The following is a 24,408-nucleotide window of genomic DNA, read 5'->3' as shown; positions in this document are numbered from 1 at the left end:
TGTTTGCTCATCAATGTTGCTGTGTTTTTTGATCGAATTCTGATTGAACTCTGATTGGAACGCACCGGCAACAGGTTTGGTGGCCCCGAAGCTACCCTCGAAAATGTATGGACATCGCCGCGTACGATTCGCGTCGGATTGGTCCATACCACGGTTTTGATGATCGCTGCCCATCACTGGCACGCAATCCGTTCATCTGATCACCGTATGCAAGAGGGTTTCGATGCCACAATTGCTTTCTGCCGAGCGTTTCTTTTCTGCTCGCAATAAGCGGCGTTCTGCATTTCAACGCCGAAAAAAGAGAATTCATCTCGTCCAGTCTCTGGAAACCAGAGCGGCTCCAGGAAGCATGTGGGAGGTACTCGCCAGCAATGTCGCTCGCATGACACTTGGCGACCCAGACGGAGATCCCATCGCCAAGTCGTTGATCCAGGCCGAGCAGTTCCGAACGCAACGCGAGACGATTGGCCAGCCCCTGCGTGCATCGCAAACGAGCGTTTCATCAACGTCGCTCGACGCGATGGGGTTGGATCTCCGGTCGGGATATTCGGGGAACCTGGAGGGCGACGAATCGTTTCAGCGACCGGACTTGGATATCGCACCGCCGCTTGGTCTACCTTTGCTGGGGTCAGGGTTCGCGGCACCAGCCAGGTATCCATTGTCGTCGCTCAATGATCGAGATCTTGTCAACCAACAGCTAGACGCCTCGATCGCGGAAGCTGCGGAAATGGATGACCCGATCACGGTCTCAAGCGGATTTGATATGGGGGATCCCCTTTCATTGGAGAGTGGCTCTGGAGGTGGATTCGGTTCGCTCCGGACACCAACGGGTGTCGCCGCTGATTCTGTCGGTGGTGCGATGGGCGTCAGTCACTCCGGTTCGAGAGGTGGTGGGGGAGGAGGTGGCGGTGGCGATGCGGGCGATGCAGGTGATGCGGTGGCCCCGGTCGATGGTGCGGTGAACGCAACATCGGATACGGCATCTGCGTCCGGGGATGCCGGTCTGCGCTCAGACGGTCCACAAAGCGAGTTGGCGGGAATTGTCAACGAACTTGAATCTGGAGTTGCAGATGCGACTTCAGAGATCACGGTGACAGCGGGGCTGGATCAGGAGGTGCCCGCAGTGGTCGAGAATCGACGTATCGCGACTCGCATCGCCGACAACGAGTATCGTTTTGACGGTGGCAAGGACGGCAAGCCGATTGGGCTTCGCAGCGGCGCGCACAAACTGACCAACGTGGATTGGCATGCCAATGACGACGAATGGACTGGGCAGAAAAAGTTGCCTTTGGGGCAGTTCCAGTTTGACATCACGGATGTCGAGATTGGTGGTTCGGCCGAAGTCGAATTGTTGTTGCCTGACGGCGTGATTGCTGACGGCTATTCAAAAATCGATCCCGCAACTGGTGATGCATACGACTTCAGTTTTGACGGGCAAACCGGCGCAGTCATCAACGGGAATCAGATCACGTTGCATCTGATCGATGGTGGTCGAGGTGATGCCGATGGAATCGCCAATGGTGTGATTGTCGATCCTGGCGGACCGACGTTTGATCCGTTGGTGATTGAGCCCGGCAGCCCTGATCCTTTCGACGGTTGGACTCAAACCCAGTACGGTGGGGGCGTGACAGGTTTTGGTGCCGTAACGGATGACAACGGCAGTCTGCTGTTGACCGAAGGCAACTCATTTCTGGTCGAGCTGCATCAAACGGTGGTGATTCCAGAGGTGCCAACGATTCTGGAGTTTGCTTACGAAGGGGAATTTGACACAAGTGATGATGACTTCATCAACGATGCTTTTGAAGTCGCACTTTTGGGGCAAGACGGATACAGCGTGATTCCGACGATCGGTCGCGATCGAGATTCGTTCTTCAATTTGACGGAACAGCTCAGCGAAGCTCTTGGCGACGGAGTCACACACACCGTGACCACCGGTTCGATGTCGCAGTCCGGCATTGTGCAGTTGGATATCTCGAGTTTGCCTGCCGGGGCGACGTATGACTTGGTTTTACGGTTGGTCAACAATGATGACGACGACTCCACCATGTTTCGGCTTCGTCCCGGATCATCGGAGTTGTCGGTCGATCCTCTGAACCAGAACGAGGGATCGAGTGTTCCGCTGGTGGCGGTGTTGACAGGAGTTGGCGACGCTACAGGTTACACGGCTCAGGTCGACTGGGGTGATGGGTCGTCCGCCGAAGCGGCGACGGTTACTGCGGTTGGTGGAGACTTGCAAATCACCTCAAGCCATGTCTACGCGGACGATCAACCGGAGAATTATCAAGTCAACGTGACTGTCTTTCAGTCAGGAGTTGAGATCGCTTCGGAGCAGGCATTGGCAACCATTGTGAATGTTGATCCCACGATCGAATTCATCCAAGACATTGCGATCAACAATGAGTTGCAGCCCTCAGGTGAAGAACGTCGAATCTCGTTTTCGACAGGATTTGCCGACGTCGGACTTGCCGATACCCACACTTATGTCGTCGATTGGGGTGACGGTTCGACGTCGTCAGGCTCGCTGACAACCACCGCGGGCAGCGGGACGGTCAGTGGCACGCACGATTACACGTCCAACGGGACATACGACGTCACGGTGACGGTGACGGATGACGATGGGGGAGTCGCCCAACGAGCATTCAAGGCGTACATCGCCGGAGATATCATCACCATCACGGAGGATTCCTTCATCGAGTTGGACCTGTCTGGTTTGGAGGTCGAGGCAGGCTACAACAACGAGCTGGGGATCTTTATCGTCGAGGACGTCGACGGTTCGATTCGCGATAGCAGCGGGACTTTGTTGCAACCGGGGGATAGTGGGTATGCGGAAGCGGCAATCACGCACGCGAGTCGCCGTGTGATTTTGCACCGCGACTTCATGGCTGAAACCAAAAACATGGCCGGTCCCTCTCGGCAGCAGCACAACTATCGAGTGATGGTCGAAGCAGGTTCGTTTGTTTCCTTTTACGCAATTCAGGACCAAACGACGGACTGGTGGATCGCGAACAATCCCAGCAACACGATCAATCCCAGCAACTACAAACGGGTGGCATTCTTTACCGCCAAAGAGGCGAATCCAGACGATGCACACCCTCACTTTCGTGTCAGCACTTTGCCGGATGGATCGTTGCGATATGGACATGAAGACTTGCTGCGCGGTCAATACGGCGTTTCCGGGCAAAACTCGGACGAAGACTACGATGACCTGAACTTCACCATCAAAATCACGCCGATCTCTCAGACACAGACTCCAAAATTCTTTGTCGACAATGACGCGTCGACCAATGATCAGATTTTCTTTTACAACTCGCAGGGCAACGCCGTTCAAACCGAGCTTGACCCGACGGCGGCAAACGATCAGTCCATCGGGCTGACGAGCAATCACGACGGTTCTCAGCTTTGGTCCATCGATCAGGACAAATCGATTTACGAATATTCATATGACGTTGTGAATCATGTTTTGGCATTGAACGGATCTTGGAATCCGAAGACCGCTGGCGGGTCGGCTTTGACGCAGCCGACCGATATTGCGACGGACAGTCAGGACATTTGGGTCGTCGACAAGAATGGATCCAGCTCTCGAATCTACTTCTACGAGGACGCCGCTGGTACGCTTCCCTCGGGCAATCAGAATGCGACGTCTTCCTTTGCACTGAACTCCCAGAATACGGATCCGAGCGGATTGGCGGTCGATGCGACGCGTGCCTTTGTGACGGATCTCAACCGTCGCGAAGTGTTTGTCTATGACCGCTCCAGTGGTTCGTACTTGGGGCGTTGGGACCTGGATCCCGGAAACCAAAACCCGACCGATCTCACCACGGAGCCGACCGGTGTGGGGACGTTCGGTGCGAATCTGTATGTCGTGGACAAAACTCGCGGGGAGGTGTTTGTCTACCCCGATTCAGTTGACTGGGTGGACAACGGCAATGATTCCAATGTTACGTTCCTAAGCAAAAACTCTACCTGGAGCTATTTGGTCACGGATGCCGATCCGCCGGAGCAAACATCGACGGGCGCCCATTGGAAGGACTCCGATTTTGATGACTCGGCTTGGTCGACTGGTCAGGCACCACTGGGGTACGGAGCGGGGGAAACGACGACCATCGGTTATGGTGGCAATTCAAGTGACAAGAATAACACCACGTATTTCCGTAGTGAGTTCACGGTCAGCGGTGACGACTACACGGGCTTGAATTTGGCTTTGCGTCGAGATGACGGTGCCGTCGTTTACGTCAATGGTGTCGAGATCGCTCGGCACAATATGCCCTTTGGCGCGGTGGATTACGACACCAAACCCCGTGGAGACTCAAACAGCACCAGCACCTACTACGACATCAAAGTCAGTCCCACGGAGTTGGTCGTCGGCACGAACGTGATTGCCATCGAGGTCCATAAGTGGGCCAACAGCGGTTCATCCAGTAACAAGCTGATTGTGGATGCCGAGTTAAAGAGCTATGTCGCTCCATTCCGTATTGCTTCGACCACATTCTCGTTGCAGGTTCAAAAGCTCGGCAACGGCGACACGGTTTCGCTGAATACCTTTCCCGAGGGAATTGCTGATCCGCCTTTTTTGACGGTCAATGACCCGATCAGTAGCGACGTGATTGATCCTCAATCCAGCGTCTTGGTCACAGGGACGGTGCAGCCCAATCCGGATGCGATTGCTTCGGTTTCTGTTTCCGGTGCATCGTCGGTGACCGTCGATGCGGCCGGCAACTTCTTTGCTGCGGTCCCGAGCACTCCACCCAATGGCAGCATCGCGGTTTCGGCGAGCGATGTGACGGGAGCGGACGCGTTGAACTCAGCGAACTTCCAAACGAGCAACGTCCATCCTTACTCGGGGATCGATTTTTCGGTGACTCAAAGTGCGGCTTCCGCTGGTCTGTTTCCCAACTACGGGCGAACCTCGTTCGAGGATCGAATTGACAGACTCTATACGGACCTGCAAATCGAGAATCAAGGCAGTTTTGCAGTCAGAGGTCCCATTTTAGTGGGTGTCAAAGACATCTCCGATCCGAGAGTCGCGCTGGCAAATCCGGACGGATACAGTCCTCAGGGAATCCCGTATTACGACATCACCTCCCTGGTAGCGCAAAGCGGTTTGCCGGCAGGCGATGCTTCTGAGACGTTTACGTTGGCGTTTGATAACCCCGACCGCCATCCATTTGATTATCAGCTCGTCGTATTTGGATCACCCAACCGCGATCCACGTTTCGTCACACCACCGCGAGTCCAAGTGGCTGCGGGGGCGACGTACCAATACGACTCCGACGCGATGGATCCTGACCAAGACACGTTGACCTATGCGTTGACTGTGGGGCCGAGTGGATTGTCCATCGATCCATCCAGCGGGGTTCTTTCGTGGGCAACAACCACTGGTGACGTTGGCGACCACTATGTTCGCATCACCACGGAGGATGGGCATGGCGGATCTGACGAACAAGCCTATGTGATTTCGGTGGTCGATGGCGTCCCGAATCGTCCGCCACGCTGGACCAGTGATCCCGTCGTCGATGCCTATGTCAACATGCCGTACGAGTATCCCGGAGCCGGGTTCGATCCCGACGCGGATCCGCTTTCATTCACTGTCATTTCAGGTCCAGAGAACTTGACCATCGTCGATCCGGCGACCGGGGTCGTGGACTGGGTCGCTCCTCCGGAGTTGGTGGGACAGCACGTGCCTGTCTCGTTAGAAGTTTCCGACGGGCAAGGCGGGACTGCGATCCAGGATTACTTGATTTATGTTCATCCCGAGCCGGGAAATCATCCGCCGGTCATCATCAGTGAACCGTCAACCTACTTCGAGATCTCTGGCGAGAACTCTCCTGCGTCAGGGGATGTCACGCCACTGGTGATCGACCTTGGGCTGACCAACGGGCAACAACATGTAGAACCTGTTTCGGTAACGCTCTCGCCGGAGGGATTGGCGGCGGATGTTTTTCTGAACTTTGACGATACGGGGAGCTTCAGTAACGCCGGTCCCCAGATTGCCGCTGAGTTTCCCGAGATCATTGCCGCCCTGTTGAACGATCCAGAGCTTGCCGGAGTGAGTTTGGGATTCGGTGTCGGTCGGTTTGAGGACTACTCGACGGGTTTGGGAGATCGACCGTTCATCCTCAGTCATCCGATCGCGCTGCCGAGTGATCCGAATTTTGATCTTGCCATGTTGTCGGCACTCAATCGCACTGCGCCCGGTGGTGGTGCCGATGCACCGGAATCGCTCATCGAATCACTTTACCAACTCGCCACCGGAATTGGTTTTGACGGCAACGGAGACGGCGACACGACAGACAGTGGTCCTGCGGGACTCGCATCCACACAAACCAATCCCGGCTACGGTGGCGACGTGCCCGCGTTTGATTCATTCACTGCGGACCCATCCAACAATGTCTTGTCGCCCGTGGGTGATTTTGGCGGCGCCGGTTTTCGAGGGTTTGCCGTTCCGATCATCATCTCGGCAACCGATGTGGGAACGGCCTACGAGCCCGATCCCAACCCCAGCAATACGACGATTTACGGAGATGGAGGAGTCTCCGTTGCATTGACTGAATTTCTGTCGATGTCTCGTGGGTCGACGCCGGGCGGTCGTGGTGCCCAGATTCAAGAAACGATTGATGCATTAAACGATCTTGGTGCCTTGGTGATCGGTGTTGGGACCGGCACCAGTGCATCCAGCGCCCCCAGACAAGTCCTGGAGGCACTTGCGAAATTGACCGGTGCGGTCAACAGTTCGTCGACGCCAGTGGACAGTGGCATCAGTGGTGATCCGATCGAGCAAGGCGACCCCTACTATTTCTTTTTCGACGAATCCTACGGTGGCGGCTACGGTGGGTATGTCGATGCGCAGTACGACGATGTCTTTCTTGGTAACCGTGTTCCAGGCCAGCCGATTGATCTGTTTGTGCTTGGTAACGATACATCGACCGCGGACGGAAAACTGACGGTCACCAGCGTTTCGTCCCAACCTCAGCACGGTACTGTCACGATCAGCGCTGACGGCGATTTCGTCACCTACACACCAACCGGTGATTTTCAGGACGATGAGTTTGTCTACAGTGTTTCCGATGCCGAGGGCGGAACCGGTAGTGCAACCGTTCGTTTGTTCGCCGCGGGATCGAAACTGGACAACTCGACGTACACCGATTTTTATGGTGGATACTACGGCTATTACGGCGACTATGGTGGCGCCGCTGATGATCAAGTTTACCTGGGGCATCTCGATGTCGGCCAAACGGTCGAGATCTATCCGATGAACAACGACGGCGATACCGATGTCGCCGGTCGTTATACGATCACATCGATCTCGACGCCATCCGCCGGGACCGCCACCATCGCAGCCGAAGGAGACCGTATTCTCTACACGCCTCCGTCGTCCGGTCACGCAGACACTTCGATTGACTACACCATCACCGCTGACGACGGAACGGAGCATTCGGCGACCATCCACATCGAAGACGAAGCCTATGCCGGTTATGGTGGTGGCTACGGCGGGGGCGGCTACGGTGGCGGAGGTTATGGAGGCGGCGGCTATGGTGGATACGGCGGCTACGGTGGATACGGTGGCTACAACGCTCCGCCGGTCTTGCAAAAGGACGACATCTATCTGATGAGCGTTGACGATAGCCATGACATGGAGATTCATACTCTCAACAATGACTATGATCCTGAGGGTGATTCACTCACGATCACATCCATCACGCAGCCCACGGCCGGTTCCGTCAGTATTGATTCCGGCAGCGATCGACTGATTTACACACCTCCAGTGACCGGTTTCGTCGACACGGTGTTCAGCTATACCGTCAGTGATGGCAACGGGAACTCGGTAACGGCCCAAGTCGAACTTCACAATCATTCTCATGGCGGATTGGGAGCGACGGCGCCCAACGCGGTCAATGATTCATACGACATCTACGACCAACGTACCGGTCATGTTTTCAATCTTCATGTGCTCAACAACGACGAAGACATCAACCATGATCAGTTGACAATCACTTCGGTGACCCAGCCCTCTGCCGGAACGGTCACGATCAGCTCAAGCGGCGACTATTTGATTTATGATCCGCCCGCCAGCGGCCATGTTGCAGAGAGCTTTACGTACACGATTGATGATGGTTTGGATGGCACTTCCACTGCGACCGTCAGCCTGACCAATCCTTCTGTCGGAGATCCCGGCAACGGTCTCTCTCCGTTCGCGGCCGGAATCGTCACTGCTGTGAAATCCGCGTTGGTCGGTGTTTCCTATGACGTCGACGTGATCGCCAGCAACGGTTCGACGCTGTTTGAGAACTTGACAGGAGTCCTCCAGGACAAAGCACCCGGCGATACGGTCACGTTCGATGCTGAATTCACCGGCGATGGCTTCCGCCATTCATTTGACTTGCTATTCGTCCGTTCGGGTACCGGTGTCGTGTTGGGGTCGATCCCCGTGCGAATCAATGAAGGCTACCGCTACGACGTCGACGCCATCGATCCTGATGACGACCCGATCACTTACAGCATGGACGACGCGCCGGACGGTGCCACCATCGATCCCGTTACGGGGCTACTGCACTGGTCACCGCCGGAGCCTGGCGATTACGAGTTCACCGTACGTGCCGAGGACGGCCGCGGCGGTTTTGATACACAGACCTTCACCGTTCACGTTTCATCGGGCGATCCCAACGAAGATCCCGAGATCACTTCCCCAGCGCCGACCGTTGCGCAGGCTGGTAGTGATTTTGCGTACCAAGCGATCGCCACAGATCCCGATAGCGATCCGGTAGCCTACTACATCGAACCGCACTTAGAGTCCAACACGCCGATCGGTATGTCGATCGACACCGCCAGTGGTCTGGTCACTTGGTCGCCGGGAATCGCGGAAGAGGGACAAGTCTCATTTAAAGTTCGTGTGCTCGATGGTCGCGGCGGCGAAGACGTACAGGAAGTGGTCTTGAACGTGTCACGTTTCGAAAGAAACACGGCGCCGAACTTCTACACCGAGCCGATCAATACTGCCGTCGCAGGACAACTCTATCGCTATCACTCTCAAGCTGCCGACGCCGAAAGTGACGCGTTGACCTATGAGCTGGCCGCCGGACCGGCGGGCATGGTGGTTGACGGCACGACGGGATTGGTTGCATGGCGACCACAGGAAGCTGACATTGGGCAATACGACGTGACCTTGATGGTTCAAGATCCGCGGGGAGGAACTGATCTGCAGTCCTTCACGCTCGTGGTAACCGACGTCAATGCGGCACCGACGATCGTTACTCTGCCGGAGCTTTCCGCAGCGACCGGCGTTCTTTGGAAATACGAACCTGCTGCGGAGGATCCTAATGGGGACCTCGTGCAGTTTCGACTCATCGATCCGCCCACAGGCATGGGTTTCGATGCTCAAGGCGTGATCAATTGGGTTCCCGGCGACGAAGGAACCTATCGAGTCGTGATGATCGCGGACGACAATCGTGGAGGAACGGATCGTCAAGAGTTCTTTGTGCGTGTGACCGACAATGCGCCCGCGCGGATCACGTCGACACCCAATACGGTCACCCCCGTGGGAGACCTCTATCAATACACGATCACCACGGAAGATCCCAATCCAGGGGACACGGTGACCGTTTCCATTTCCGACGACGCCATCTCTCGCGGAATGACATTCAACGGCACCATTCTGTCGTGGACTCCGGAGACCCTCGGCGAGTTCGAAGTTGTGGTCACGGCGTTGGATGACCTCGGGGAGGGACAAACGCAGACTTACACATTGTCGGTTGTCGAACCCGCGGTCGCCAGTGAGCCGCCTCAGATTCTTTCTCGACCCGAGGGGCCGATCTACACCGGGCAAACGTGGACCTACGAAATCGATGCCATTGATCCCGATGGCGACGATTTGGAATTGGACTACACGCTCGATCTGCCAACCGGTAACCCGAACGTTTCGATCACCGACAATGTCTTGTCGTGGACACCCTCTGCGCCGGGGACCGAGTCGTTTACGATTCGAGTCACCGACGGAACCGGTGTGTGGGTCACGCAGTCATTCACCGCCACCGCGGCTGACAATCGTCAAGGTGCACTGCCGGAAATCACAAGCGTTCCGACCGGACCGGCTGTTCGGGGTAAGACATGGACTTATCCAACGATTGCCATCGATGCCAACGGAGATGAAATCGTTTATTCGCTGGGCAGTCCTGTCACCGGTGCCTCGATCAATCCGACGAGTGGGTTGCTGACATTTGAGCCGGGAACAGCGAACCAAGTGACCTTTGATGTGGTGGCCGATGATGGCATCGACGGTTCGGTCACTCAAACGTTCACGCTCGATATTGTCGATCCACCAGGCGCGGTCCCGCGGATCACGTCCACACCGGTGGGCCCAGCGATTGAAAGCGACGAATGGCAGTATGTATTCAATGCCGTTGATGCCGATGGGGATGTCCTGGAGTATTCGCTTGATTCGGCGACGAGCAGCACCGGTACCGAGACGGTGGACTTCGACACGAACTCCGGTTCATTGCGTTGGACACCTTCGATTGCCGGTGCGACGCTCACCGTGACGCTCTCGGCGACGGACAATGTTGATGGAACTGCGACTCAAACGTTTACGGTCGATTCAGTGGCTCCGCCGACGTTCGATCCCAACAACGAACCACCTCAGTTCGTTTCCAAGCCCAGTGGCCCGGTATTCTTCGGCCAACTATGGTCGTACATGGCGCGAGCGACCGACGACGACGGGGACACGCTCACCTATTCCTTGGACGCGTCATCGGAATCTCTGGGAATGAGCATTGATTCGGCAAGTGGTCGAGTCGAATGGACGCCGGATGCGGTCGGTGAAGTCTTTGTCACAGTGACCGCAGACGATGGTAATGGGGGGACAGCGACTCAATCCTTTACCCTCAGTGTGGTCAGTACGAATGTCGCACCTGAGATCGTCTCGCGTCCGAGTGGACCGGCGATCGTCGGCGACGAATGGACGTACTTGCTGGAGCCGGAGGACCTCAACGATGCGATTGAGACGTTGACGTTGTCGATGGAATCGCCGAGCACATCATCTGAATTGACTTTCGATTCGATGACCGGAGCAGTTTCTTGGACTCCGTCGACTGAGCAGACCATTGATTTCACTTTCCGCGTCACCGATCCCCATGGTGCCTATTCGGAACAGACATTCCGCTTGGCAGCGGTCATCGACGGTACCTCGGGCAACAATGTGCCTCCGGTCATTCGTTCGATCCCGGTCACATCAGTGGTGTTGGGAGACGTCTACCAGTACGACGTTTCGGCAACGGACCTTGATGGGGATTCGTTGCTCTACACGCTCGCTTCGGCCCCTCTGGGAATGTCGATTGATTCGTCAACGGGGGAGATCTCTTGGCGGCCCGATCGATTGGGGACTGCGGATGTCACCGTTGCGGTCAGCGATGGAATCAACTCCGCTGTCACTCAGTCGTTCCAGATCACGGTCTCGGCACCTCAGTCCGCCAACGATCCGCCAAAGATCACCAGCAACCCGACGGGGCCCGCCGTTCGTGATGTGCTTTGGCAATATCAAGCCATTGCGACGGATCCCAACGGCGACGACGTGACTTGGTCTCTGGACACGTCTGCCATTCCAGCCGAAGCGATCGGCGACTTGGGGATCGATTCATTGACCGGATTGGTCACATGGACGCCGACGGTGGACGGGACCTTTACGATTCACGTGATCGCCACCGATCCATCGGGCGGGAATGACGAACAAGGATTCCATCTCCCCGTTCTGGAGAATGCGCCCCCGCGGTTCACTTCCGATCCGGTGACCACGGTCGATGTCGGACAGAGCTATTCGTACGATGCGGACGCCGTCGATCCAAACGCAGGCGATACGCTTACCTACGCGATCGATCCGGTGTCCTTGGACCGTGGCATGCTGATTGATTCTGTCACGGGGCAAATCAGTTGGACCTCTGCGGCCGTCGGCGTCTACACGGTTTTCGTTTCGGTCACCGACGATGACGGTGCCCGCGACGTCCAAGAATTCTCGCTTCGGGTTCGCGATCCTGCTGGGCCGAACAATCCGCCAACGATCGGCAGTACGCTTTCGGGGAGCTTGCAGATCGGTCAACGACTAGTCCATGATCTTCAAGCGACCGACCCCGATGGCGATCCGCTGACGTTTACGATCAGCAATGGTCCGACCGGATTGACCGTGTCCGCATCGGGGATCCTCGACTGGACTCCGGCCAGCGATCAACTCGGTAGCCACACGTTCACGGTCACTGCCGACGATGGCCGGGGCGGTACGGACGCTGAGACGTTCACGTTGGACGTTACCAGCAAAGCGGACAACACCCCGCCCATGTTCACCACACCGCCAAAACTAAATGCCGTCGCCGACGGTCTGTACAAGTTCGACGCCGATGCGACGGATGCCGACGGTGACACGCTTCGATACGCTTTGGCGACCAAGCCCAATGGCATGGTCATCAACTACAACACCGGACTGATTCAGTGGATTCCGACGGCCTCGCAATTGGGCAAGCACGATGTGCAACTCACGGTCGTCGATGGTCGAGGCGGAATCGATACATTGAATTTCCAAATCGATGTCGGCAGCGTCAATCGTCCGCCCAAGTTGCTTTCTGATCCGCCTACGGTCGCATACGTCGGGGAAACGTATGCCTATGACGTCGAAGCATCCGATCCCGACGGTCACGAGCTGACCTACTCGCTCGGCGAAGCCACTACGGCGGACACCAATGGGGCGATCACCATCGATAGCCAGACAGGATTGATTTCGTGGACGCCCACTGCGGTCGCCACCAATCGCATTCAAGTCAACGTCGTGGACGAATTTGGGCTCGGCTTTGCACATATCTTTGACGTTTCCGTTGTGACGGGAACGGGCGGAGGCGGAGGCGGCGGCACCGGGCCGAACACCGCTCCACGGATCACCACGATCGATCCACCCCAGCGAGTTCCCACGGGCGAATCGTACAACTATGACTTTGATGCCACCGATGCTGAAAACGACACGCTGACATTTAGTCTGCCGGTCAAGCCGAGTTGGGCGTCGATCAATTCCAGTACCGGAGTGATCACGGGGACGGCGACGGGCAATCCCAATGACACGGCGACGTTCAAGGTTGTTGTCAGTGACGGATCACTTTCGAGCTATTTTCAATACACGGTCGTGATCGGTGCGGCCAACGTCGCGCCCACGATCGATCCGATCGATGACGTCGACTTGACCGCCGGTGCAACGCTTCGCATCGATGCCTACGGACGCGATGCAAATGGCGACGATCTTTCGTACAGCCTGGACACCGCTTCTGAATCACTCGGTCTTGCCATCGATTCACTCGGACGAATCACCTGGCCCACCGATGATGGAGACATCACCTCCTCGCCCCACACCGTCACAGTGACGGTCAGCGACGGACGTTTGACCGGAACGGAGTCGTTCGACCTGACAGTTTCGGCCGACACGACGGGGCCGGCGGTTACCGTTGTCGCCAGTAAAAGCAAGCTGGATATCGACGAATTCGTAGACTTACAGGTTCATGCGGTCGACGATGTCGCGGTCACAGCTCGTACATTGACGTTGGTGAGTGTCACCGACTTGTCCAACAACACCACGACGCTGAACGAGTCGCTGCCACTCACGGCCGCCAATGTGCACCGCCTCACGGCGTTGGCAGAGCATCTCGGTGTGTTGACTTTCACTGCAACGGCCACCGACGCGGCGGGAAACACGTCCACCTCGGATCCAATCACTGTCCAGGTCACCGATCCCAATGATACGCAGCGCCCTCAAGTCAACTTGGTTCAGCCGACTGGCAAGATCACATCACCGACGGAACTGATCGGCACGATCACGGATGACGGTTCGGAATTGGCTTGGGAATTGATCCTGACACCGTTCTCGCCCGACGGCGGCTCACCACGAACAATTGCAACCGGAACCGGCTTGGTCCCCAATCCTGCTGCCGTGGGACTATTCGACCCGACGATTCTCGCCAACGGGAGCTATGGTGTCACGCTGATCGCGACCGACAATGGAGGAAACGAAGGCCGCGATAGCATCAATCTGTCTGTGGAAGGTCGCTTGAAGCTCGGCAATTTCAGTCTCTCATTCACTGATCTGGAAGTTCCCGTTGCGGGAATCCCCATCACCGTCAAGAGAACCTACGAAACGCTCGATTCCCGATCGTCCGGGGACTTCGGCTACGGCTGGAATTTGGAAATCGTGCAACCGGAACTCGAAATCGTCGCCGGGACGACATCGACACCCAACGATCGACGTTACCCAACATTCGTCGATGGCACACGAGTGATCGTGACAACGCCGAATGGCAAGGAAGAAGGGTTCACGTTCCGAGGTGTGGGGGCTGACGACGGCTACGGAGCGCTCGGCTTGCAACGATACTATCGCCCCAATTTCGACCCTGATCCCGGAAATGACTATGACCTGATTCCTCCGGGAGCGGATCAGATGTTCAATAAAGTTGGCAGCACCGGCTATCAAGATTTCTACGGCGACATCTACTCCGCGCAAGATCCGACGTACGGTGGAGCGTACCTGCTCAAGGAAGTCGCTCCCGGATCCAAGGGGCTTGAGTACACGATCTCGACCGAACTGTTGCAGGGCACACGAGTCGCGGACAAGTATGGCAATGAGCTGCAGTTTCGCGACGACGGAATCACCAGCAATCGCGGTCGCAGCATCGAATTCACACGAGACTGGCGAGGCCGCATCACCACCATCACGGATCCGGCCGGATTTGAGTTGCGGTATGGCTACGATGCCGCCGGTCGACTGGTGTCATTCTCGGATCGAAGGCTTTCTCGCGACTTGGACGATGGAACTGCCGACGAACCCTTCCGTTATGAGTATCGAGATTCCAATGACGACTACGCGAACTTCCTGACGAAGATCATCGACCCGCTCGGTGTCACGATCGCCCAGTCCAACTTCGATGAGACCGGGAGAATGAGGGGAATGACGGACGCTGAAGGCAATGTCGCGCAATTGAGCTACGACATTGACGAACTCAGTTTGACACGGGACACCGGAACAGGACCGCAGGAGGTGACTCTCGATACGTTTGGTAATCCTGTACGACAAGTTGACGAGCAAGGACGCGTCACTGTAACGACCTATCAGGACGGCAACCGTGCACTCAAATCGTCAGAGACTTACATCATCGGTCTGCCGGATACGCCTGAGCAAATTGCCAATGGAACCGGTGACGATTTGGTGATGACGTACACCTACAATTCGCACGGTCAACGAACAGGAGTCGTCGACCCCAGAGGAAACAGTGAGCAAACCGTCTATGACCAACGAGGTTTTCCATCACGGGAAATCGACGCCTACGGTGAAATCACAACCTACTGGTTCACCGACGAAGGCGACGTCGCCTCGATGACTGACCCGGACGGCAATTCGTCAAACTTCGGCTACGACGAATTCGGCAATGTCAATTCGCTAACGCAAAGGGAATCAGGATCATCGACGGGAACGACGATCGAACTTGAATACAACACATACGGCGATGCCATCGGTACGACCAGTCACGAGGGCAAAGAGAGAACCGTTACATACAACGCCATTGGCATTCAAACAGAAACGACGAGCACATGGCAAGATCCGCTGGGAATATTGCCTGACCAGACGATCACAACATCCAATGTGATCGGCCCCGATGGCGTCGCCGATGGGACGACGGATGGGCAAGGAAGCGCGTACACGACGCGATACGACGCTTTGGGTCGGCCCTCCGTACAGATCAACGACAACGGTCGAACCACCGAGACCGTGTACGACGCTCGTGGCCAAGTCATACAGTCGCGTATCGAGACGGTCGATTCTGATGGTGTCAGCACGTGGCTGATTTCCAACACCGTCTACGATGACTTGGGTCGAGTGATTTATTCCACGTCGGGTTTACCAGAAGACGCGGCAATTTCTGAAGTCAGCGGTACCCACACGGTTTACGATGCCGTTGGGAGAGTGGAAAGAACTGAGAATCTGATTGGCGTTGATATCGACATCATTTCCACCGCCATCGGGCTTCAATCCGTTGTCAGTTCGCCCGGTACAGTCATCGGCTTTTCACGCAGCCATTACGACGAAGTCGGCCGGGTCATTGAGTCAGAAAACGACTATGGTTTGCGAACCCAATCTCTGTATGGGCAGTTCGGTGAAATTGTCGAGTCAAGAAACGAGGTGGTCGCCACTGACGGGACGCACAGTTGGCTCGTGACCCGCACGATTTACGATTCGAAGGGGCGAGTCACGCTTCAAACCGGGCAATTCATCGTTCCCATCGATACACCCCTGGGCGAAGATCCATTGAACTCGGGAACCGGTTTGCGCGAACCGGTCGCGGTCGTCGCATCGAAAACCGTCTACGATGATCAAGGTCGTGCGGTTGCATCAGAGACCTATGTTGATGCCCTGGTCTCGCTCAGCCAGGATGTGAATCTGACCTACTCTCCGTCGCCGACGATTGACGATATCGGGCAACTTGAAAGCGTTTCTGAAACACTTTACGACTCGGCTGGACGAGCGTACCGGACGATTTCGGGTCGTGTTCCATTGGCATCATTATCGGCAAAAGCACAATCGCAATTCCAGGCACTGTCAAACTATCCCGTTCGAAATGGAGTCGTTGACCCGTACGAATCTCTCAATCTATCCCCTGGGATCATTACCGACTCAATCTATGATGCTCGCGGCCGTCAAATCGGAACGCTGGGACATCCGCTACCTGCTGCCGATCTCGGCCTCAGCGGTACCGACTATGACGGAAATCTCGTTCGCGCTCGTTCTGAGATTCAGTACGACTCGTACGGTCGAGCGTATCTGACTCGCGAAGGACTCGCTCATGTCGAAGAACCCGATGGCGACTTCGTGGACGTTTTGGACGCTCAGTCGGTCGACACCAAAACGTTCACCGACGCTTTTGGACGCCCGTATCGCGTCGAATTCATCGTTGGCGGAACGGTTCAGTACAACACCACCACAGGTCTGACGGAGCGTACCGGCGGTTCCGTTCACTCTTACATGTTGAAGCGGTTTGACGAGCAGGGTCGTGTTGTCGCCGAGATGCAAATGACAGACGGTGCAACGACGGCGGTATGGAGTGAAACGGAAAATAGCTTTGTCATTGACGGCACCACCACGGCGGTTCCAACCAAACTATTTCACTACGACGTTGATGATCGACTTTCGTCCGTCGAATTGCCTGCGGTCGCTGACCCGAACAACTCAAACGCGATCGTCCGGCCGAAGTATGAATATGGATACGACGAACGTGGCAACCAGGTCTTGTTGCGTGATCCGCTGGGGCGAGAGACACGATTTACTTTCTCGGATCGCGGGTTCCAAGCGACGAGGACACTGCCCTATGGATTTGGCGATGATGGAATTGCGTCCGCTGTTGATCTAGAGAATCTTCGCCTGGATGCGGGGTCTCAGCCGTTCACGGAGCGAACGACGTACGATGCAAAAGGACGTCAGCATCTGCACTACTCGTTCGAGGGTGTCGTCACAGAAAACCTCTACGATGAATTCGGACGGATGTGGGCCGTGAACCATTATCAGTCCGAATCGGATTACGACTCCGGTCTGGTCAGCCAGCGTGATCAAGTGATCTACGATCAGCGAGGCAGGAAAGAAGGTTGGGCTCGATTCGACGCGGCCACTCCAACCACCATCGCGGACACTCAGTCGGCAGCTACTCACGGTTCCTTTTCCGTCTCTAGAACCGAATCAACTCAATACGACGATCGTAGCCGAATCATTGCCGAAATCAGCGAAGAAGGCTCGATCAGCTACGAGTACGACAACCTCAGTCGCATGGTTGCCTCGGAAGTCCGCCCGGCAGGGACACCGCTGACCAATACACCAGATCGCGTCACGCACTACGAGTATGACGCACTGGGACGATTGTCGGGTGTGGAAGAAGACGAGACACCTGCAGACCCCAATGATGCACCTCAGGTCGACACGGATTACGAATTCGACATTCGATCTATGATGCGAGAGCAGACGACGACGGCCGACAATGGTTCGGTGACAACGACGTACGATCACGATGAACTCGGGCGTCTAGACGTTCAGACCGAAACGGACGGGTCCGGAAACGTACTGGCCCAATATGACTATGACGTCCGCGCGGACGGCAAGCGCAGCCAACTCGATGAAACCTTCTGGTACGACGAAGACCAGGACGGAACGGTCGATCCGGGTGAACAAAAATCCAACCAATATGACTGGACCTATGACGACATTGGTCGTCTGACCGATGAAGTCATCACGCATCACGACGCGGATATTTCGCAGACGGAATCGTTTGTCTATGACCTGACCGGCAATCGCGTTTCGCACACCATCGACTACGCCGGCGTTGCGAAGCAGGATGAAGCGTTCACGTACGAATACGATGCCAATGACCGCCTGCTGTTTGCCTGGTTGGACAACGACGCCGACATGGATATCGACGTCACCACGGCCTATCAATACGACCAGACTCAGCAAACGGAAACCACCGTTTACAGCGGCTTTGTCGACGAGAATACTGCGCCGGCGAGCCTCCCAAATGTCGTCAGTCGCCAGTTCTTTACCTATGACCTGCAAGGACGCATGGCTTCGGTCACCAACGAAGCATATGACGGCTCCGAAACGCTGACGTCACGGACCAGAACTCGATACGAGTACGACGGTGCCGATTTTCGCGTCGGCGTGGTCAACGAAAACGATCCAAATCTGGACAACAACTTCGTCGAAACCTCCACGGTCGAGTTCCTGGCCGATCGCCACAATCCGACGGACTACACGCAAGCCATCCGCGAAACGGAATTCAATGCCGACGGCAGCACGATCACCATCGACTACACGTTCGGCCACGATGAGATTGCCCAACGCAAGGTCATTCGCAATTCCTCTGGAGTCGTCACGCAAGACACGCGTCTCGTCTTCGGTCACGACGGCCACGGCAGCGTGCGAGTGCTTTACGACCTGGCCGAGACGGTCTCTGGCGTGCTCGAACAGGTGCTCACCTATTCCGCGTATGGACAGACCATCGCCGTTCACGACGACACAGGCAACTTCGTCGCCGGCGGTGAATCAGCGTCGTTGACCAACATCGGATATTCCGGCGAACGGTTTGACGCCGCATCCGGCCAACAGTATCTCCGGGCACGCTTCTACGACCCGGCCACGGGTCGCTTCAACCGCCTGGATCCATTCGCGGGCAACGCGGAAGATCCCCAATCATTCCACAAATACGCCTACGCCCACAGCGACCCGATCTCCAACACCGACCCGACGGGAATGTGGAGTCTGGGAGGAATGCTGGGCGCAATCGGAATCAGCACCGCGAATTTCTCGTGGCATGGACTAGCAGTCTATTCTGCAAAGCAATTCGCCATCAGCGTGATTGAGACGACTGTCGAGGTAATTGTTGGAAAGTTTATTGCTCTGATTACCGGGATTCCTTTCGAGACAACTAATTATGAACTAGCAAGGAGTCTCGGTACAAATTTCATAGCAAACTTTGTTACCGCAGGAATAGGTAACAAGACGCGGAAAGCAATCGCTGCAAGAAATATATTAGATTTTGGAATTAGAGTTGTCTCCGATGTGACAATCGGTGGACAAAGTATAATGTGGGCTGCGGCAACCAACTTGATAGGAATGGCAGCGAGTGGATTGTTGCTATTGTCGAAGTATGGAAAGAAGTTGTTTGGTGAATGCATCGGCCGGTTTGGAGGTTGCTTCGTTGGAGAAACGCTCGTCCATAATGCTACTGAATCCGAATGCGTGAGCCATAGCAAAGATTGGCATCGCTCTGCATCCAGTAGTGTTCTGTCGCACGTATCAATGACTACCGGCTTGTCACGATTACAGGACATAAAGCTTGGTGCGAGAGTTGAATCGTCAGCAGACGTAGTTTTGGAAAAAGATCCAGCGTTCGACGAGCCAAACGCCGAGGATTGGCGGAAGGTCGTTTTGCAGCATACCCGTGATGATGGGATAACGGTTGAAACTGAATTGCTGCGTCCACAATGGTGGATCGACATGTTTGGACTTGAGGAGGGACAAGTCATTGATCTTAGGGTGAACGAGTTAAACAATTTTGGGATTGCTAAAATAGTTCACATTAACCGCGACTTCACAATTGATCGCGGACCTGGCCGAGTCGTTATCGGTACTTTTTGTACTCGCGACGCTACAAACCTTGTGCGAGTTGCTTTGCAAAACGGAGATTCAATTGTAGGGACCAATAATCACCTTGTTTGGTCATTGAGTGAGGGCGAATGGAAAGAAATTGGCAATTTGACGCAGGGAGAGCGGCTTTCATCACTTTGTGGTGAAACTAGCGTCGTAGGCATTTCAAGTGACGTGCTGCCAAGCGACGTGTTTAACATTGAAGTTCATTGTGAACATGTTTATCGAGTTGGCGTCGCCGGTGTTCTTGTGCATAACGCTGATGCGGATTATGTACCCGACAAAGCTTTGTACTCGGCTATTCCGGGATCGTACATGGATCCACGGCATATCATTGATATGGAGCCTGCGCGTGCTCTAGCAGGGTCGACGGAGAATGCGTTCGGAGAAGTTCGTAACGCAAACTGGTTCTGGCGTCAGCTTCTTGATAAGTACCCTGAAATGTTCAGTGCGGGGAATCGATATAAGATTGAAGTGCTTGAGTTGTCACCAAAGGTTGATCCAAAGTGGATTGAGCACAATCCGTCTCACATGAGCTTTAAGCAGGACGTGCTCCACCATCACCACATCGACCATGGGCGCACGGCGGTGCCACTTCCCGTAACAGTTCATCAGCAATGGACGTCTGTGCTCCACAGCCATTGAATAGGAATTGAAACTGGATTAGAATTGGGCCGGGTTGGGTAGAAAAGAAGTCGTTGGACACAGCTTTTGGATTTGATTGATGGATGCAGTTGCATTTGTAAATTCGCTTCGAACATTGATGCCCTCCGCCGTGGATTTAGAGGAGTACGGGCTGGACGCTGAAGAGATTGCGGATGTCCAATCAGCATTTGACGCGAAGCAGAGACAGACCTATGAGGCAAAGAACACGGAAGTTGAACATCTGGTTACGGCATTTGATTGTTCCTCCATTGCGATCGGGATTGTGCGATTTGATTCTGGTGTCACATCCGTTAAAGGAGGGACTCGATTTGCGTACTGTGAAGCAGATCCGCTAGTCGTGGATGGTGATGGTAGGATTTTAATGCTTCATCACGACGTTATTGATGCTGACCCGATAGGTTGCGCTGAGGATTCTGAACGTTTCCTGGATGCCATGCTTTTTGCCGCCGACGCAATTGTTAATCGAGTGGGCTGGAAAGGTCGCGGTATCGAAGTTGCTCGTGAATGTTCCGAGCGGGCGGGGGGGAGTGGGTACCTCGGTTTCTACAGGTCGGTGGTTGGTGGTTTGTAGGCAGAAAAATCGTAACCGTTCCGTGAAGTGTTGATATTTTTGCTTGCCATGAAGCAGCTTCGCTGGGGTCAGGCCTTGCATTGGGTTTTCGGCGGTTCTGGATTCAATTGCCGTTTGATCGTGCTCCGCTCCAAGGTTGATCATGCCTCGTCCTCACCGCTTCCAGTTCCTCGCGGCTATCTATCACCTGATCACTCGGGGTGATGGTCGACGGGCACTGTTTCACGATGAAGGTCACAAAACCACCCTGGGGACACAGCACTTTGCTTGGGGAAAAACAAGGGGGCGGGCCTCTGTGTAGCGGAAAGTGATCGTTAGCGATTTGGTTTTCTGCTAGCAGGATCGCCAGCTTGATGCCAAGCTCACCACGGGCCGCTCAAAGAGGTTGACTGTATTTGTCCCCACAACGAGGTGTGTTGCATGCAGCGAGCTTTCGCGAAGACCTGGATTACGAGGGTTCGGGCGAAGCTTGTGCGAGGCACTGTGAATTCATCCGGTGGAGCTCTTTGCGTTTCAGTTGATGCCCATCGACTCTCCTGCTATGCGTCACCCGCTCGTCGAACGCGAGAAGAAGCGATTTGAGGGACGCGTCGCTTCATGGGGTGGGTCGGTGGTGGTGCCGCGAGGTGAAGGCAGGCGATGGGTTTCCTCGTGGCGATGGCTTTGCAGGCCAGGGTTCGATCCGCTGCTGCTATCTTATTGGGGCTGTTGTCCCGTTTTCCCGGCCGGATCGAGCGTGAAAGCTAGCCGCTTTCGGAGTGGAAGCTCGCTGCATTTAGACTGTCGGCCCAGCGGCGTACTCCACTCGGCGAGGAAGAGCTGTAAATGGCGTTTGACATCAACTCGGAGAGACAATGGTTGATTGGCAGCAATTGGAGAGCGAGGAAGATGATTGTGAAGAGTTTCCGGAATTGTTTCGGCAGCTCAATGGTTCGGATGAGAAGGTGGTTGGTGCAGCTTTGGCCACATTGTGGGAAAGCTCAGGCGTTGACTACGGACGCGTTTACGATTGCTTTCCCCATTGTCTCGATCCGCTGATCAAAACATTTCTCGCTGGGGGGAAGGCATCGTTGCGATCTGGTTCGTTGGCTGGTCGGATGCTGGAAAACTGCAAAGAGAGTCTTGAACAGTCAGGAGCCGACTCACAAGTTTTTGAGATAGCGATTGCTTGCACCGACCTGATTGGGGAATCTGAATCTTCATTGCTTAGCGCGAACTCCTCTCACCCAGGCTTTCTGAGCGTTCTGTCTTACGTTGTCACGAATGCTGCTTTGTTGGAGAGGAAGTTCCAGCGTCGTTCCATGATCGACCCATCTGGTTGGTTGCAGGAGTTTTGGGAACGTTCGCAGGAACCGATCGACAAAGCCGGGCTCAGGATGGCAGCAAATCAACTATCAAGCTATGCAGAGGTTCCGATTTGCTTTGCTGGACCGAAGGAGTTGTCGTTTGAGGAACGACTTGTCACGGCGGTCACCGTTTCGCCGGTCAAGCTGGCGTCAGACTTGGACCTGTTTTTAGCTCTTGTTGAATGTTGCCGTCATCCGAAGCAAGCAATCGAAAAATTCGCCTATGGGTTCCCCGCAGATCTCACCAATGATTTCATTTTTCCATGGTTTCATCCAAATGTCGTGGTCATTGCGGAGCGAATTCTTCTTTCGAGCGAATTTCTATCAAGCGATGATGTTGCGCGGGCATTTGCAGAACGCGTGAGTCATTCAAATGTGTTGCTGAGCGACTCATGCGTTGAGATCGTAAGAGCGTATTTCCCAGACAGGCTGAATTTTGAGGATGGGGCAGAGAAGTTGACTTGCCCGCAAAGAATTGTTCTCAACGCCGTCATTGAAAATGATTCTTTGTGGGGCGACGAAGAAAGGTTTGTGAATCACATTTCTAGGTGGTTTGGGTTGAAGGGCTTGTCGTCTGATCGCGATAGACTCGCTAGTTATTTGAGCGATCGAAATAGCTAAAGGCTATCTGAATCGGATTGATGAAAACAACGCAACCAATTTACTCATTTCGGTACCGCCGCCCGCGACCACGCACGCTATCGCCATCGAGCTATATTGGTACCCTGTGACTCTTGATCTGTTTCGTAACGAAACGCTTCCATCAATTCAGGAACCTTGGATGAGTAAGAAAAAGTCATCGCTTGACGAAGCGGCTGAGCAATTGGAGTTGAGGTCCCAGAGCATTTCAAAGGGGAGGAGTGGGAGCGATTCCGTCGTCGAGCTGTCTTTTTGTTTAGACGAGGACATCGTCGGAGTGTATCCGCAGGCGGCCCCTCCGAAAGCGAACGGTGACTTCCAGGACGATGGGTATTTGTACTTTGACCGGTTCCCCGAGCCGGCTGGCAATCCGATTGAGTTGCGACTGCAAAGTGGGGCAGAGTGGACCGATGTGTTGTCCGCGTCGATCAAGTACTTTTGTCTCCTCGTGAACTCGACAGCGTTGGAAGTTTTCAAACGTTTTGATCTGGGGAACGTGAAGTACTACGAAGCGGCGGTTCTGGGCAAGAAGAAAGAGAAGAGGGATTACACCTACATCTTCATTTGCAACCACGTGACGCTGGACGATGTCGACTTTCCTAGAACTGAATGTTTTTTGGTCGATATGCTCAGTGATCCATTGGGCGAGATAGCAGTCGTTGACAAGGCTGATTACCTGGCGAAAGTCCAGCAGGCAAACGAAGGGTCACTACCCGACAGCGAGCCGTTTTCCAGGATCGCAATGGGAAAGGTTCAGCTGCTGCCAGGACACGCACCTTCAGCTGACATTTTCGGGATGAGTCAATTGGACACAAAAACGTACGTTTCCACTCCGCTGCGAGACGCTTTGCTGAAAGCAGGTGTGTCTGGACTTCAATTTGCCAGTAATACTCGATTGTTTCTGTAGGAAATCGAGCTGCCCCCCAACCTGTCGTGTTCGTGGACGAGTTTGAGTGAAGACAGAAAGCGGTTCCGTTTACTGAGCAGTC

4 protein-coding genes are annotated in these 24,408 nt (G+C 55.0%); all 4 read left to right on the top strand.

Annotated elements, in window-relative coordinates; all coding sequences use genetic code 11:
- The first annotated feature begins 223 nt into the window (after nt 1-223).
- Nucleotides 224-20,842 (top strand): putative Ig domain-containing protein, encoded by a 20,619-nt coding sequence (locus tag Pla52nx_RS27315; protein ID WP_146523725.1) that lies wholly within the window; start codon nt 224-226, stop codon nt 20,840-20,842.
- Nucleotides 20,843-20,921: 79 nt separating this feature from the next.
- Complete coding sequence (locus tag Pla52nx_RS27310) at nt 20,922-21,434, top strand: hypothetical protein (RefSeq protein ID WP_146523726.1); 513 nt, start codon at nt 20,922-20,924, stop codon at nt 21,432-21,434.
- 854 nt (nt 21,435-22,288) lie between these two features.
- Nucleotides 22,289-23,401, top strand: a complete 1,113-nt coding sequence (locus tag Pla52nx_RS27305) for a hypothetical protein (protein WP_146523727.1) — start codon at nt 22,289-22,291, stop codon at nt 23,399-23,401.
- 160 nt (nt 23,402-23,561) lie between these two features.
- Nucleotides 23,562-24,326 (top strand): hypothetical protein, encoded by a 765-nt coding sequence (locus tag Pla52nx_RS27300; RefSeq protein WP_146523728.1) that lies wholly within the window; start codon nt 23,562-23,564, stop codon nt 24,324-24,326.
- The last annotated feature ends 82 nt before the right edge of the window (nt 24,327-24,408 follow it).

Source organism: Stieleria varia, assembly GCF_038443385.1.
Classification (GTDB): domain Bacteria; phylum Planctomycetota; class Planctomycetia; order Pirellulales; family Pirellulaceae; genus Stieleria; species Stieleria varia.
The sequence above is the reverse complement of the archived record's forward strand: the minus strand, read 5'-3'. Positions and strand labels throughout refer to the sequence as shown.